Raw genomic sequence first — 12,407 nt, forward strand, 5'->3', positions numbered from 1 at the left:
AGAGGTGCATAGAAAAGCCAGTTGTCACTGACAACTGGCTTAGTCAAAAACCGTCAACGTATTTTAGGACGGGTCAGTGCGGGCTATCAGCCCTGATCCTGGTAGCGCTTGGCGGAGGAGAGGATCTCCTCACGGGCCGCGGCCGCATCGGCCCAACCTTCCACTTTCACCCACTTGTTGGGCTCCAGCTCTTTGTAACGCTCAAAGAACTGGGTGATCTGCGCCTTCAGCAGGGCAGGAACATCGTCCACGTCCTGGATGTGGTCGTACTCCTGAGTCAGCTTGGAGTGGGGCACCGCAATGATCTTGGCGTCCTCACCGGACTCGTCGGTCATGTTCAGTACGCCAACGGGACGGCAGCGAATCACTGAGCCGGGGGCCAGTGGGAAGGGGCTGGGTACCAGCACGTCCACAGGATCACCGTCCAGGCTCAGGGTCTGGTTCACATAGCCGTAGTTGGCTGGGTAGAACATGGGCGACTTCATGAAACGGTCCACAAACAGGGCACCGCTGTCCTTGTCCACCTCGTACTTGATGGGGTCGTGGTTCGCCGGGATCTCGATGATCACATAGATATCGTCCGGAAGAGATTTACCCGCAGGTACGTGATTCAGGCTCATAGATTTTTCCTTAAACAGCCAGAGTGTTGATTGGGTCAGCCTTCGCTGTGGTAGCGCAGGCAGGTGTCTACCTCGTCCGCCGACCCCAGGATCACCGCCACCCGCTGGTGGATCTGATCCGGTTGAATCTCCATGATGCGCTCATAGCCGGTGGACGCCTTGCCGCCAGCCTGCTCAACCAGGAAGCTCATGGGGTTGGCTTCGTACATCAGACGAAGCTTGAAAGGTTTGGCTGGGTTCTTGGTGTCCTGAGGGTAGGTGAACAGGCCACCACGGCTCAGCACACGGTGCACGTCGCCCACCATGGCGGCGATCCAGCGCATATTGAAGTTGCGGCCGCGAGGGCCCTCTTTGCCCTGGATCAGGTCGGCGATGTAGCTCTGCATCGGCGCCTGCCAGAAGCGTTGGTTGGACATGTTGATGGCAAACTCACCGGTCTCGGCAGGCACCTCAACACGCTCATCGATCAGAATGAATTCATCGGAGCTGGGATCCAGGCTGAACATCAGGGTGCCGTTGCCTGTGGTCATGGCCAGCACGGTGGCGGGGCCGTAGAGCATGTAGCAGGCACAGCTCTGATTGATGCCCGGCTGCATAAAGGCCTGTTCGTTCACCTCGCCCTCCGGGGCGGGCAGCACGGAGAAGATGGTGCCGACCAGGGAGTTGATGTCGATGTTGGAGGAACCATCCAGGGGATCGAAGCACACCAGGTACTGACCTGCATCATTGGCGGGCACCACGTCGGTCTCCTCTTCGGAGGCGATCCCCTTCACCAGTGGGTTGGTGGCCAGCTTCTCCTTGATCAGGTCATTGGCGATGATATCCAGCTTCTTCTGGGTTTCACCCTGTACGTTTTCGGTTTCGGCTACGCCCAGCACCCCGGCGAGGGCGCCACCACGAACCAGTCGGCTGATCTCTACGCCGCACTCGGCCAGGGTCATAATCAGTTGTTGTAACTCGGTAGTTAAGCCCTGTTTAATCAGGGACTCGTGTAGGCGTTGCATGCAGGGTCCTATCTTTATGATTGGCTGGATTAATTAACCGGCAATGATAGCGAAAAATGTGATGAGATGCAGCGTTAAACGCCGCTTAAGATGGTGGGACAGCGCGATCTGACCGAAAAAAACGAGCTGTGTGAATTTTATTCGCTTGAGACGGGTAACAGTTTTGTTTATAACAGGTCGCCTAGGGATGGATAGCAGGGTGATTGAACACCGCTGATGAAAGACACAATTATTAGATTAGGGGTATGCCATCGTGTTTGGGAAAGCCAATAAGAAAAGCCGTTCCGGCCTGACCTATTTCGCCCAATCCAGCCGTCTGGAGGGCAGTCTCCACATTGAGGGTGACTGTGTCGTCGACGGTCGCATCGACGGTGAGTTGACCGCCACAGGTTTGGTGGTCGTGGAGAGCCAGGGGGAGATCCACGGCCGGGTGGTGTCTGACCAGCTGCAGGTGGAGGGGCGGATCGAGGGCAAAGTGCAATGCCAGCGTCTGACCATCAGCGCCACCGGTACCGTCGAAGGGGAAATTGTTACAGATAAAATCGAGATCTTTAACGGCGGTCAGTTTATCGGTACTCGGGTCAAAGATGGGCCGAAGCTGCTGGAGAACAAGCTGGACGAGGCCCAAGAGGCCTGATATCCGACGATAAAAACCGGCAATCTAAAGTGACCCTTTGGGCGAGCCGGTTTGTGATTCCCTTCGGTTTTGTGGACAATCCTGCCATTCGACTCTGCAGGATGACAGACCATGAAACCACTGATTCTGGCCGGGCTGACGCTGGTGTCCGCTCTGGCTCAGGCCCAACCGCTGACACTGGAGCGTATTGTCAGCGAGCCGGCTCTGGCTGGTTCCCAGCCCTTTAAGCCCGCCCTCTCTCCCGACGGTAAACGCGTCACCTGGCTTGCCCCCCGCGAAGATGACATCGAGCGATTCGATCTCTGGCAGTACAGTCTGGAGAGCGGTCAGCGCAGCCGCCTGCTGGATTCCACTTTGTTTGAGGAGGGGGAACTCTCCGAAGAGGAGAAGGCTCGCCGGGAGCGTCAGCGCATCTTCGGCAAGGGTCTGCTTGAGTATGACTGGGACAGCCAGGGCCAGGCGCTGCTATTCCCCATAGGCGGTGACCTGTGGCTGTATCGCCTGGATGGGGAAAAACCTCGTCAGCTGACCCGCACCGAGGCGTTCGAAACCGATGCCCGCTTCTCGCCTAAGGGCAACTATGTCTCCTTCATTCGAGATCAGGATCTCTACATCATCGACCTGGCCAGCGGTAAAGAACGGCGCCTGACCACGGGCGGTGAGGGCTCCCTCAAGCATGGCATGTCCGAATTTGTCGCCCAGGAGGAGATGGATCGGATGAGCGGCTACTGGTGGGCGCCCGATGAGCACGCCATCGCCCTGCTGGAGGTGGATGAATCCCCGGTGGAGCTGGTGATCCGCAACGAGATCTACGCCGACGGCATCAAGCTCACCGAACAGCGCTACCCCTACGCAGGCAAAGACAACGCCAAGGTGCGTGTGGGTGTGGTCAGCCTGGGTGATGGCCAGCTGGCCTGGGCTCCCGGTGCCGAAGACAAGGGCGGCTACCTGCCCAGGGTCAACTGGCGCGCCGACAGCCAGGCCCTGACCTGGCAGTGGCAAAGCCGTGATCAGCAGACCCTGCAGCTGTGGCAATGGCTGCCTGAGTCCAACAAGCGCAGCCTGCTGCTGACCGAGACCAGTGACAGCTGGGTGAATCTGGCCGACGATCTGCATTTCCTCAAGCAGCGCCCCGGGTTTATCTGGAGCTCTGAGCGCAGCGGTTTCCGTCACCTCTATCTGATGGATGCCAGCGGCAAGCTGGTGCGCCAGCTGACCAATGGGGACTGGGCGGTGGACGCCCTGGAAGCGGTAGACGAAGCCGGTGGCTGGGTCTACTTCAGCGGCCGTAAGGACACCCCCACCGAGCGTCACCTCTACCGGGTTCCCCTGGAGGGGGGCAAGGTGGAGAAGCTCAGCCAGCGCCAGGGTTTCCACGCAACCGTGTTCAGCAAGGATGGCAGCGTCTACCTGGATCACTTCTCCTCCAACCGTCAGCCGCCTCAGTTGAGTCTGCACAAGGCCAACGGGGAGCAGCTGACCTGGATTGAGGAGAACGCCATAGACAAAGGCCACCCACTGGCCAGCTATTGGGGCGACTGGACCCAGCCCGAGTATGGCACCCTCAAGGCGGACAATGGCATGACTCTGCACTACCGCCTGTTCAAGCCCCAGGTGGAGCCGGGCAAGCGTTACCCTGTGGTGGTGCGGGTCTATGGAGGTCCCGGGGCGCAAACGGTGAAAGACGCCTGGAGTCGTCACGATTACTTCACCCAGTACCTGGTGCAGCAGGGGTACGGGGTATTCCAGCTGGATAACCGTGGCTCCACCGCTCGTGGTCATGCGTTCGAGAGTGAGATCTACCGTCACCTGGGCAAGGTGGAGGTGGAGGATCAGATCACTGGCGCCAAGTTCCTGCGCAGCCTGGAGTGGGTGGATGCGGACCGCCTGGCCATCTACGGTCACAGCTACGGCGGCTACATGGCGCTGATGGGGCTGTTCAAGGCGGGAGACTATTTTGCCGCCGGTGTCTCCGGGGCGCCGGTGACCGACTGGGGTTTGTACGACACCCATTACACCGAGCGTTACCTGGCCCACCCGGCGGAAAACGCCGAAGGATATAAGGTGTCGGCGGTGTTCCCCTATGCCAAGGACCTCAAGGGCCAGTTGTTTGTCTACCACGGCATGGCGGATGACAACGTGCTTTATCAGAACTCCACCCAGCTGTATAAAGTGCTGCAGGACGCCGGCAAGCTGTATGAGTCCAAGGACTACCCTGGCTCCAAACACTCCATGCGCGGCAAGAGCGTCGGCCTGCACCTGATGGCCACCATTGAGGACTTCCTCAACCGCCGTCTGTAACGGCTGAGGAGCATAAAAAAACCGCCGAAAGGCGGTTTTTTTATCGCTGCTGTTCGGCCTGGCGGCGTTTCTTCCACCAGCGCCACCCCAGAGTCAGGATGATGCCTGCCACGGCCAGGTAGCAGGAGACCAGGGCCACCGGCGGCGGCAGAAAGGTCAGGATGCCGACAAACAGGGCGAGGCCAATAATCGGTGTCCACCAGGGGCCGGCAAACAGGAACACCATCAGCAGATAGGGCGCGATAATCGCCATCAGCCCGGTAAAGCCATACAGCAGCGCCAGTGTTGTGCTATCCATCAGAGATCACCATCTGCAGGTAGGGGGATCACCCACAACCCATCGCCGTCAGCCCGGTAAAGCCATGCAGCAGTGCCAGGGTGGTGCTGTCCATCCTTAGAACATCAGCATGCGGTTGCTGTAGAGGATCAGTCCAATCAGGACCACGGGCAGCAGATTGGCCAGCAGGGAGAATACGCCGCTGCTGCCCGCGCCCTTGCGCAGGGCATTGAGACTGCTGCCAATCCCCATCAGGTTGACCACGAAGCCGAGCATGGCCACCACCAGGGCGGCGATCATCGCCCAGCCGCCTGCACCACCCATCATGTTGGCCACCTCCTCGGGAGTCTGGACGAACACATAGGGGGCGAAGGCGACGAAGAAGGCGGCCAGGTACAGGGCCATGGCGATGCCGAAACGTTTCAGGCCGTGGTTGGTGGGGTTCACAGATCTCTCCCGCTGCTGCAGATCGAAAAAGCCGGGGCAGTGCCCCGGCTTTTTTAACAGGTAACTGAAGGGGTTATTATGCCTTGCGCAGGCTCACCATGACAACGGCAACCGCAGCCAGCACCAGGCAATACCAGGCATTGGACACCACCACCAGAGGCGAGAGCTTGAAGGTGGCGCCGGTCAGCAGGGCCTGAGCACCCCAGGGGATAAGCCCTTGGGTGATGCAGGAGAAGATATCCAGCATGGAAGCGGCACGGCGCTTGCGAACGCCATGGCGGTCTGCCAGATCCTTGGCCACGGAACCGGTGATGATGATGGATACCGTATTGTTGGCGGTGCACAGGTTGGTGGCCGACACGATACCCGCCATGCCCAGCTCGGCGGCGCGGGGAGACTGCTCCTTCTTGCTGAAGCGGGCGATGGCGGCGGCGGCGTTATTGGCCAGCCAGTTGAGGCCACCCTGCTGCTTCATCAGTGCGGCCAGGCCTCCCACCAGCATGGACAGCAGGAAGATCTCCTGCATGCCGGTAAAGCCGGCGTACACATCTTTACCCAGCTGCATGGCGCTGTATTCACCACCGGCGATGGCGCTGACACCAGCCAGCAGGATGCCGGCAGGCAGCACCAGGAATACATTCACACCAGCTACGGCCAGCACCAGAATGGTCAGGTAGGGCAGTACCTTGATCAGATCGTAGCTGCCTGCATCCACGGCGCTCTGACCGGAACCCAGTACCAGGAACAGCACGAAGGTGATGGCGGCAGCGGGCGCGGAGACGCGGATGTTTTCGCGGAACTTGTCCTTCATCTCACACCCCTGGGTACGGGTGGCGGCGATGGTGGTGTCGGAGATGATGGAGAGGTTGTCACCAAACATGGCGCCGGAGATCACCGCACCGGCCATCAGGGCTGGATCGATGCCTGCTTGCTGGGCGATGCCGTAGGCCACGGGCGCCAGGGCGCCAATGGTCCCCATGGAGGTCCCCATGGAGGTGGCAATGAAGCCGGCGATAAGGAAGAAGCCGGGCAGCAGCAGGGAGGCAGGGATCAGGGTCAGGCCCAGGGCGACGGTGGCGTCCACACCGCCGGTGGCCTTGGCCACGGAGGCAAAAGCGCCCGCCAACAGATAGATCAGACACATGGCGATGATGTTGTTGTCGGCGATGCCGGCAATGAACTGATCCAGACTCTTGTCGATGGCCTGGCGGGCCAGGGCAAAGGCCAGCACGATGGCGGGCAGGATGGCGATCACCGGGGAGAGCTGATAGAAGGCGAAGTCCGCCCCCTGGCTCTGGTGATACAGGCCGGCACCGACGAAGGTGGCCAGGAACAGCAGCAGCGGCAGCAGGGCAACGGCAGAGCTGCTCTGGGGCTGGGCGGCGGTAAGGGTTTGGGACTGACTCATGCTATCTCTTATCTCTTCCAACCTGCGGCCATCCTGGTCTGCGGCGTGAACTCGACACCCCATGTCGAGTGGGCAATGGCCGCATTGTGTCGGATCTCCTCAATTGTGTCAATCTAGACGTCTAGACGTTTTGATGTTTTTGCATCTTGGTGGCCATAACTGATTGTTTTTGCCGCCATGGAGGCGCAGAAGGTACACTGACGCCAGTTTGATATCGGGATCTCACCATGCACGTTCATATTCTGGGGATCTGCGGCACCTTCATGGGCGGAATCGCCCTGTTGGCCCGCAGTCTCGGCCACAAGGTCACCGGCAGTGACGCCAACGTCTATCCACCCATGAGCACTCAGTTGCAGGAGCAGGGGATCGAGCTGATTCAGGGTTTTGAGCCTGACCAGTTGGAGCCACAGCCGGACATCGTGGTGATCGGCAATGCCATGAGCCGGGGCAATCCCTGTGTGGAAGCGGTGCTGGACAGAGGGCTGAGGTACACCAGTGGTCCCCAGTTCCTGTCAGAGTTTGTGCTGCCCCAGCGCTGGGTGCTGGCGGTTGCCGGTACCCATGGCAAAACCACCACCGCGTCCATGCTGGCCTGGTTGCTGGAGGACAACGATCTGGCCCCCGGTTTCCTGATTGGCGGTGTGCCGCGAGAGTTTGGTGTCTCCGCTCGCCTGGGCGAGACCCCCTTCTTTGTGGTGGAGGCGGATGAGTACGACACCGCCTTTTTCGATAAGCGCTCCAAGTTTGTCCATTACCGTCCCCGCACCCTGGTGATGAACAACCTGGAGTTTGACCACGCCGATATCTTCGGCTCTGTGGCGGACATCCAGCGTCAGTTCCATCACCTGATGCGCACCGTGCCCGGCAGTGGCCAGGTGATCTGGCCTCAGCAGGATGCCAACCTGGCCCAGGTGATCCAGATGGGATGCTGGAGCGAACAGGTCCTCATCGGCGAGGATGGCTGGAAGGCGGTGATGCTCACCGACGATGGCAGCCGCTTCCAGGTGTGGTTTGACGGAGAGCTTCAGGGGGAGGTGAATTGGGAGCTGATTGGCGATCACAACATCAGTAACGCCTTGGGGGCCCTGGCGGCTGCCCGACACGTCGGGGTGCGTCCCGCCGATGGCATCGCTTCCCTTGGCCGGTTCCAGGGGCCCAAGCGCCGCATGGAGCTTAAGGGTGAGGCCAATGGCGTTCGGGTCTACGACGACTTTGCTCATCACCCTACGGCTGTCGCCACCAGTCTGGCGGGGATGCGCGCCAAGGTCGGCTATGGTCGGGTGCTGGCGGTACTCGAGCCCCGCTCCAATACCATGAAGGCCGGGGTGCACCAGGACACCCTGGCGCACGCCCTCAAGGACGCCGATGAAGCCTTCCTGCTGCAGCCAGAAGGGCTTGAGTGGGACATGGCTGCGGCGATGAAACAGGCGCCGGTACCGGTTACCCTCAGCCCCAGCGTTGAGGCCCTGGTGGCTACACTGATGAAAGACGTCCGAGCGGGAGACACCATAGTGGTGATGAGTAATGGCGGCTTCGGTGGCATCCACGGCAAGCTGCTGAGCGCACTGGAGGCGCTGTAATGAAAAAATGTGATCAAACTATCACTTTGGCTTTTACCGGCGCCTCCGGCGCGCCCTACGGGCTGCGGTTGCTGGAGTGTTTGCTACAATCCGGCCGCAAGGTATTTGTGATGATCTCCGCGGCCGCCCGGGTGGTGTTCGTTGAGGAGCAGAAGTTTGCCTTGCCGGGTAACCCCAAAGCCTGCGGTGACCTGCTCCGGGCCCATTTCGGAGTCAGCGAAGAGCAGTTGCAGGTGTTTGGCAAGGAGGAGTGGTTTTCACCGGTGGCATCCGGATCCGCCGCTCCCCGGCAAATGGTTATCTGCCCCTGCTCTACCGGAACCCTGGCCGCAGTGGCCACCGGCATGAGCAACAACCTCATCGAGCGGGCCGCAGACGTGGTACTGAAAGAGCGGGGCCAGCTGATTCTGGTACCCCGTGAAACGCCGTTCCACGCCATTCACCTGGAACATATGCTCAAGCTGAGTCAGCTTGGGGCCACCATCATGCCGGCGGCCCCGGGTTTCTATAATCAGCCCAAGTCCATCGAGGATCTGGTGGACTTTATGGTGGCAAGGATTCTGGATCATCTGGATATTGAACATCAGCTGTTGCCCCGCTGGGGCTATGGCAACCCTACAGACCCAAACAGAGAATAACTATGAAACATACCCTGGAAGTGATGATCTCCGAGGCGGAGATCAACCAAGCCCTGGATAAGATGGCCGAGCAGATCAACCGTGACTACGCCGGTGTGGACTCCCTGCTGGTGGTGGGCCTGCTGAAAGGTTCCGTCATCGTCATGTCTGACCTGGTGCGCCGCCTGGACGGCAATGTTCACCTGGATTTCATGACCGCTTCCTCCTACGGTGAGGGCACCGAGTCCAGCGGTGACGTGAAGATCGTCATGGATCTGGCACGCTCCATCAAGAATCGCCACGTACTGGTGGTGGAAGACATCATCGACACCGGTCGCACCCTCTCCAAGGTGTTGGCGCTGCTGAAATCCCGTGAGCCCGCCTCCCTGGCCATCGCCTCCTTCCTGGATAAGCCCAGCCGCCGTGTCGTCGACGTGGAGGTGAAGTACGTGGGTGTGGCCATTCCTGACGAGTTCGTTGTGGGCTATGGCCTGGATTACGCCGAAGCCTACCGTCAGCTGCCCTACATCGCCAAGGTGATCCCGTCCGAAGAGTGATCCCGGGACCGCACCCTGAGGGCGCCGCTGGGCGCCCTTTCTGTTTCTGTCACATTGCCGCAGAGTTTTACCGACAAAGCTGCGCCGCGTAATCGCTTTTATCTTTTGGTAGCGGGGGTATAATGGCCGCCTTATCAGCTTGGAGCCAACCATGACCTCGCGCGTGCCCGCACTCGAAATTACCGACCTGAAAAAGACCTATCCCGGTGGGGTGAAAGCCCTGAAGGGGATCGACCTCTGCGTGGAGGCGGGGGACTTCTTTGCCCTGCTCGGCCCCAATGGCGCCGGCAAGTCCACCAGCATCGGCATCATCAGTTCCCTGGTGAACAAGAGTTCCGGCTCGGTGAAGGTGTTCGGTCACCCCCTGGACACCGAACTGGAAGCGGCCAAGCGCCACATCGGCCTGGTGCCCCAGGAGTTCAACTTCAACCAGTTCGAGACGGTAAAGCAGATTGTCATCAATCAGGCGGGCTACTACGGCGTGCCCCGTCCCCTGGCCGAGGAACGTGCCAAGGAGTATCTGGACCAGCTGGAGCTGTGGGACAAACGTGATACGCCGGCCCGTAACCTGTCCGGGGGGATGAAGCGCCGACTGATGATCGCCCGGGCGCTGATGCACCACCCCAAGCTGCTGATCCTGGATGAGCCCACCGCCGGGGTGGACATTGAGATTCGCCGCTCCATGTGGGAGTTTCTGCGTCGCATCAATGGCCAGGGGGTGACCATCATCCTCACCACCCACTACCTGGAGGAGGCGGAGATGCTGTGTCGCAACATCGGCATCATCGACAAGGGTGAGTTGGTGGAGTGCACCTCGATGAAGGCGCTGCTGGCCAAGCTCAGCGTCGAGACCTTTATCCTGGATCTGGCGCCGGGCAGTCCGGAGGCGGACCTGTCCCCCTTCTCCCATCGTCGCCTGGACGATCACACCCTGGAGGTGGACGTGGCCAAGGAGGATGGGCTCAATGCGGTGTTTGCCAAGCTGACCGAACAGAAGATTGAAGTGTTGTCCATGAGAAACCGGGCCAACCGGCTGGAGGAGCTGTTTGTCTCCCTGGTGGAAAACGGCCGTAAGGAGACCCAGGCGTGAGTCACCCCTACTACATCGCGTTCAGCAGCCTGCTGCGCAAGGAGATCAACCGCTTTACCCGCATCTGGGTTCAGACTCTGGTGCCGCCGGCGATCACCATGACCCTCTACTTCCTGATCTTCGGAAACCTGGTGGGCAGCCGCATCGGCCAGATGGGGGGCTTCAGTTACATGGAGTTCATCATGCCGGGCCTGATCATGATGGCGGTGATCACCAACTCCTATTCCAACGTGGCCAGCTCCTTCTACAGCGCCAAGTTCCAGCGCAACATCGAAGAGCTACTGGTGGCACCGGTGCCCAATGTGCTGATCATCCTTGGCTACATCGGCGGCGGCGTCTCCCGTGGCCTGTGCGTGGGGGCGATCGTGACCGTGGTGGCCCTGCTGTTTGTGGACATTCAGGTACACAACCCCTGGGTGCTGGTCTCCGTGGTGTTGCTCTCCTCGGTGCTCTTCTCCCTGGCGGGGTTGCTGAACGCCATCTTTGCCAACAGCTTCGATGACATCAGCATTATTCCCACTTTCGTGCTGACGCCGCTAACCTACCTGGGCGGGGTGTTCTACTCCATCAGCATGCTGCCGGATGTTTGGCAGGGGGTCTCCAAGCTCAACCCCATTGTCTACATGATCAACGCCTTCCGCTATGGATTCCTGGGAAGCAGCGACATCGGCCTGGGAAGTGCCTTCGCGGTGATCCTCACCTTCGTGGCCCTGTTCTTTGGCATCGCCTATCACCTGATCAACAAGGGCACCGGCCTGCGCCACTGAGCCCTGGCGGCAGCGGCCCGGGTCGCTGCCTTCTCTGCCTATTTCGGAACCCGCTATGCACGACGCCAACTCCCGCACCATCGTCTCCAACCAGTCCGGTGTCCATGACCGCCTGGACTCCCTGGTGCAAAAGCACCTGGCCAGGCCCTTCCAGAAGCCGTTCCACGACGCCACCCTGGAGACCTTCTACCGGATACGGGAGTGGATCCGGGCAGATGGCCGGCCGCTGATCTTCGACTCCTGCTGTGGGGTGGGGGAGAGCACCGCCAACCTGGCCAGGCGCCATCCGGAGGCGGTGGTGATCGGCATGGACAAGTCCGCCCACCGCTTGGGCAAGCATGAGGGGTATCGCCAGGAGGCGGACAACTACCTGCTGGCCCGGGTGGACCTGAACGACTTCTGGCGGCTGGCGGTGGCCGACAACTGGCGTCTGAGTCATCACTACCTGCTCTACCCCAACCCCTGGCCCAAGTCCGCTCACCTGCAGCGGCGCTGGCATGGGGCGGCGGTGTTTCCCTACCTGCTGATGCTGGGGGGCAAACTGGAGATGCGCTCCAACTGGCGCCTCTACCTGCAGGAGTTTGCCCAGGGCCTGGCCATCGCCGGCATCGAGGCCAAGGTCAATACCCTGGGTTTCGACGGTGAGGATCTGACCCCCTTCGAGCGCAAGTACCGCCTCAGCGGACAGCCCCTTCATCAATTGAGGGCGGATCTGAAAGAGTTTTCTCTGCCCTGGCAGCAGAGTTTGCTGCTGCCTGCGAATCCCACCAAAAGTTAGCCTTATTCACTAATATCAGTCCGTTGCACTTGTTATCAGTCTGTTTAAGTCTATGATTTTAAATAGACACAGTTCTGGCATGGCTTTCGCAATTCCCTCATGTATTGGAGCGGTTACCCGGAAGGAGCAGCGTAATGAGCAGAGTGCAGCAGAAGTGGTTGGTGATTGGTGTCGGTATGAGCCTGGTGATGGCCTCGGAAGGGGCTATTCTCTGGCTGGCGGTGCTCTAGCCTGCTGAGACCCTAAAGCCTCTGAAACAACCGGGTCAGGGAGGTTGTGCTTCCAGATGACCACCGTGCGTCCATTGGTATAGATCCTGGGGCC

At 60.1% G+C, this 12,407-nt stretch carries 13 protein-coding genes; 8 read left to right on the top strand and 5 right to left on the bottom strand.

Annotated elements, in window-relative coordinates; translation table 11 throughout:
* Window positions 1-86 precede the first annotated feature (86 nt).
* Both ppa and ACN0RV_RS17135 read right to left on the bottom strand, forming a co-directional pair.
* The gene (gene ppa / locus ACN0RV_RS17130; protein WP_417349497.1) at window positions 87-620 is read right to left on the bottom strand and encodes an inorganic diphosphatase; all 534 of its coding nucleotides are present in this window, start codon (window positions 618-620) and stop codon (window positions 87-89) included.
* A gap of 35 nt (window positions 621-655) precedes the next feature.
* A complete protein-coding gene (locus ACN0RV_RS17135; protein ID WP_417349499.1) occupies window positions 656-1,624 on the bottom strand; it encodes a class 1 fructose-bisphosphatase in 969 nt (322 codons plus the stop codon).
* Between the two features lie 253 nt (window positions 1,625-1,877).
* Here ACN0RV_RS17135 and ACN0RV_RS17140 point away from each other — a divergent pair, with 253 nt between their 5' ends.
* Window positions 1,878-2,261 (top strand): bactofilin family protein, encoded by a 384-nt coding sequence (locus tag ACN0RV_RS17140; protein WP_417349501.1) that lies wholly within the window; start codon window positions 1,878-1,880, stop codon window positions 2,259-2,261.
* A gap of 111 nt (window positions 2,262-2,372) precedes the next feature.
* Window positions 2,373-4,562 (top strand): DPP IV N-terminal domain-containing protein, encoded by a 2,190-nt coding sequence (locus ACN0RV_RS17145; protein WP_417349503.1) that lies wholly within the window; start codon window positions 2,373-2,375, stop codon window positions 4,560-4,562.
* A gap of 40 nt (window positions 4,563-4,602) precedes the next feature.
* On the opposite strand, the gene ACN0RV_RS17150 is transcribed toward ACN0RV_RS17145, so the two are convergent.
* The 3 genes from ACN0RV_RS17150 to ACN0RV_RS17160 all read right to left on the bottom strand — a co-directional run bounded on the left by ACN0RV_RS17150 (window position 4,603) and on the right by ACN0RV_RS17160 (window position 6,694).
* Window positions 4,603-4,860 (bottom strand): hypothetical protein, encoded by a 258-nt coding sequence (locus tag ACN0RV_RS17150; RefSeq protein WP_417349505.1) that lies wholly within the window; start codon window positions 4,858-4,860, stop codon window positions 4,603-4,605.
* A 96-nt stretch (window positions 4,861-4,956) separates the two neighbouring features.
* Window positions 4,957-5,286 carry a hypothetical protein gene (locus ACN0RV_RS17155; protein ID WP_136851068.1) on the bottom strand — a complete coding sequence of 110 codons (330 nt, stop codon included), beginning with the start codon at window positions 5,284-5,286 and terminating at the stop codon, window positions 4,957-4,959.
* A 76-nt stretch (window positions 5,287-5,362) separates the two neighbouring features.
* Window positions 5,363-6,694, bottom strand: coding sequence for a Na+/H+ antiporter NhaC family protein (locus tag ACN0RV_RS17160; protein ID WP_417349507.1), 1,332 nt, complete (start codon window positions 6,692-6,694; stop codon window positions 5,363-5,365).
* A gap of 227 nt (window positions 6,695-6,921) precedes the next feature.
* Here ACN0RV_RS17160 and mpl point away from each other — a divergent pair, with 227 nt between their 5' ends.
* The 6 genes from mpl (at window position 6,922) to trmB (ending at window position 12,083) form a co-directional block, all read left to right on the top strand.
* On the top strand, window positions 6,922-8,274 hold the full coding sequence (gene mpl / locus ACN0RV_RS17165; RefSeq protein ID WP_417349508.1) for a UDP-N-acetylmuramate:L-alanyl-gamma-D-glutamyl-meso-diaminopimelate ligase: 1,353 nt from the start codon (window positions 6,922-6,924) through the stop codon (window positions 8,272-8,274).
* Entirely contained in the window at window positions 8,274-8,912 is a 639-nt protein-coding gene (locus ACN0RV_RS17170; RefSeq protein ID WP_417349510.1) for a flavin prenyltransferase UbiX, read from the top strand. The genes mpl and ACN0RV_RS17170 overlap by 1 nt, the downstream gene beginning before the upstream one ends.
* 2 nt (window positions 8,913-8,914) lie before the next feature.
* On the top strand, window positions 8,915-9,448 hold the full coding sequence (gene hpt, locus ACN0RV_RS17175; RefSeq protein WP_417349512.1) for a hypoxanthine phosphoribosyltransferase: 534 nt from the start codon (window positions 8,915-8,917) through the stop codon (window positions 9,446-9,448).
* Window positions 9,449-9,599: 151 nt separating this feature from the next.
* Window positions 9,600-10,538 (top strand): ABC transporter ATP-binding protein, encoded by a 939-nt coding sequence (locus ACN0RV_RS17180; protein ID WP_417349514.1) that lies wholly within the window; start codon window positions 9,600-9,602, stop codon window positions 10,536-10,538.
* Window positions 10,535-11,305, top strand: a complete 771-nt coding sequence (locus tag ACN0RV_RS17185; RefSeq protein WP_417349516.1) for an ABC transporter permease — start codon at window positions 10,535-10,537, stop codon at window positions 11,303-11,305. The genes ACN0RV_RS17180 and ACN0RV_RS17185 overlap by 4 nt, the downstream gene beginning before the upstream one ends.
* 55 nt (window positions 11,306-11,360) lie before the next feature.
* Window positions 11,361-12,083, top strand: coding sequence for a tRNA (guanine(46)-N(7))-methyltransferase TrmB (gene trmB, locus ACN0RV_RS17190; RefSeq protein WP_417349518.1), 723 nt, complete (start codon window positions 11,361-11,363; stop codon window positions 12,081-12,083).
* The last annotated feature ends 324 nt before the right edge of the window (window positions 12,084-12,407 follow it).

This window comes from Ferrimonas sp., assembly GCF_048263965.1.
In the GTDB taxonomy this organism is placed as follows: domain Bacteria; phylum Pseudomonadota; class Gammaproteobacteria; order Enterobacterales; family Shewanellaceae; genus Ferrimonas.

Bases quoted from the DNA above. Each gene is read 5' to 3' on its own strand.
- ppa (WP_417349497.1), bottom strand. From the start codon at position 620: ATGAGCCTGAATCACGTACCTGCGGGTAAATCTCTTCCGGACGATATC.
- ACN0RV_RS17135 (WP_417349499.1), bottom strand. From the start codon at position 1,624: ATGCAACGCCTACACGAGTCCCTGATTAAACAGGGCTTAACTACCGAG.
- ACN0RV_RS17145 (WP_417349503.1), top strand. From the start codon at position 2,373: ATGAAACCACTGATTCTGGCCGGGCTGACGCTGGTGTCCGCTCTGGCT.
- ACN0RV_RS17150 (WP_417349505.1), bottom strand. From the start codon at position 4,860: ATGGATAGCACAACACTGGCGCTGCTGTATGGCTTTACCGGGCTGATG.
- ACN0RV_RS17160 (WP_417349507.1), bottom strand. From the start codon at position 6,694: ATGAGTCAGTCCCAAACCCTTACCGCCGCCCAGCCCCAGAGCAGCTCT.
- mpl (WP_417349508.1), top strand. From the start codon at position 6,922: ATGCACGTTCATATTCTGGGGATCTGCGGCACCTTCATGGGCGGAATC.
- ACN0RV_RS17170 (WP_417349510.1), top strand. From the start codon at position 8,274: ATGAAAAAATGTGATCAAACTATCACTTTGGCTTTTACCGGCGCCTCC.
- hpt (WP_417349512.1), top strand. From the start codon at position 8,915: ATGAAACATACCCTGGAAGTGATGATCTCCGAGGCGGAGATCAACCAA.
- ACN0RV_RS17180 (WP_417349514.1), top strand. From the start codon at position 9,600: ATGACCTCGCGCGTGCCCGCACTCGAAATTACCGACCTGAAAAAGACC.
- trmB (WP_417349518.1), top strand. From the start codon at position 11,361: ATGCACGACGCCAACTCCCGCACCATCGTCTCCAACCAGTCCGGTGTC.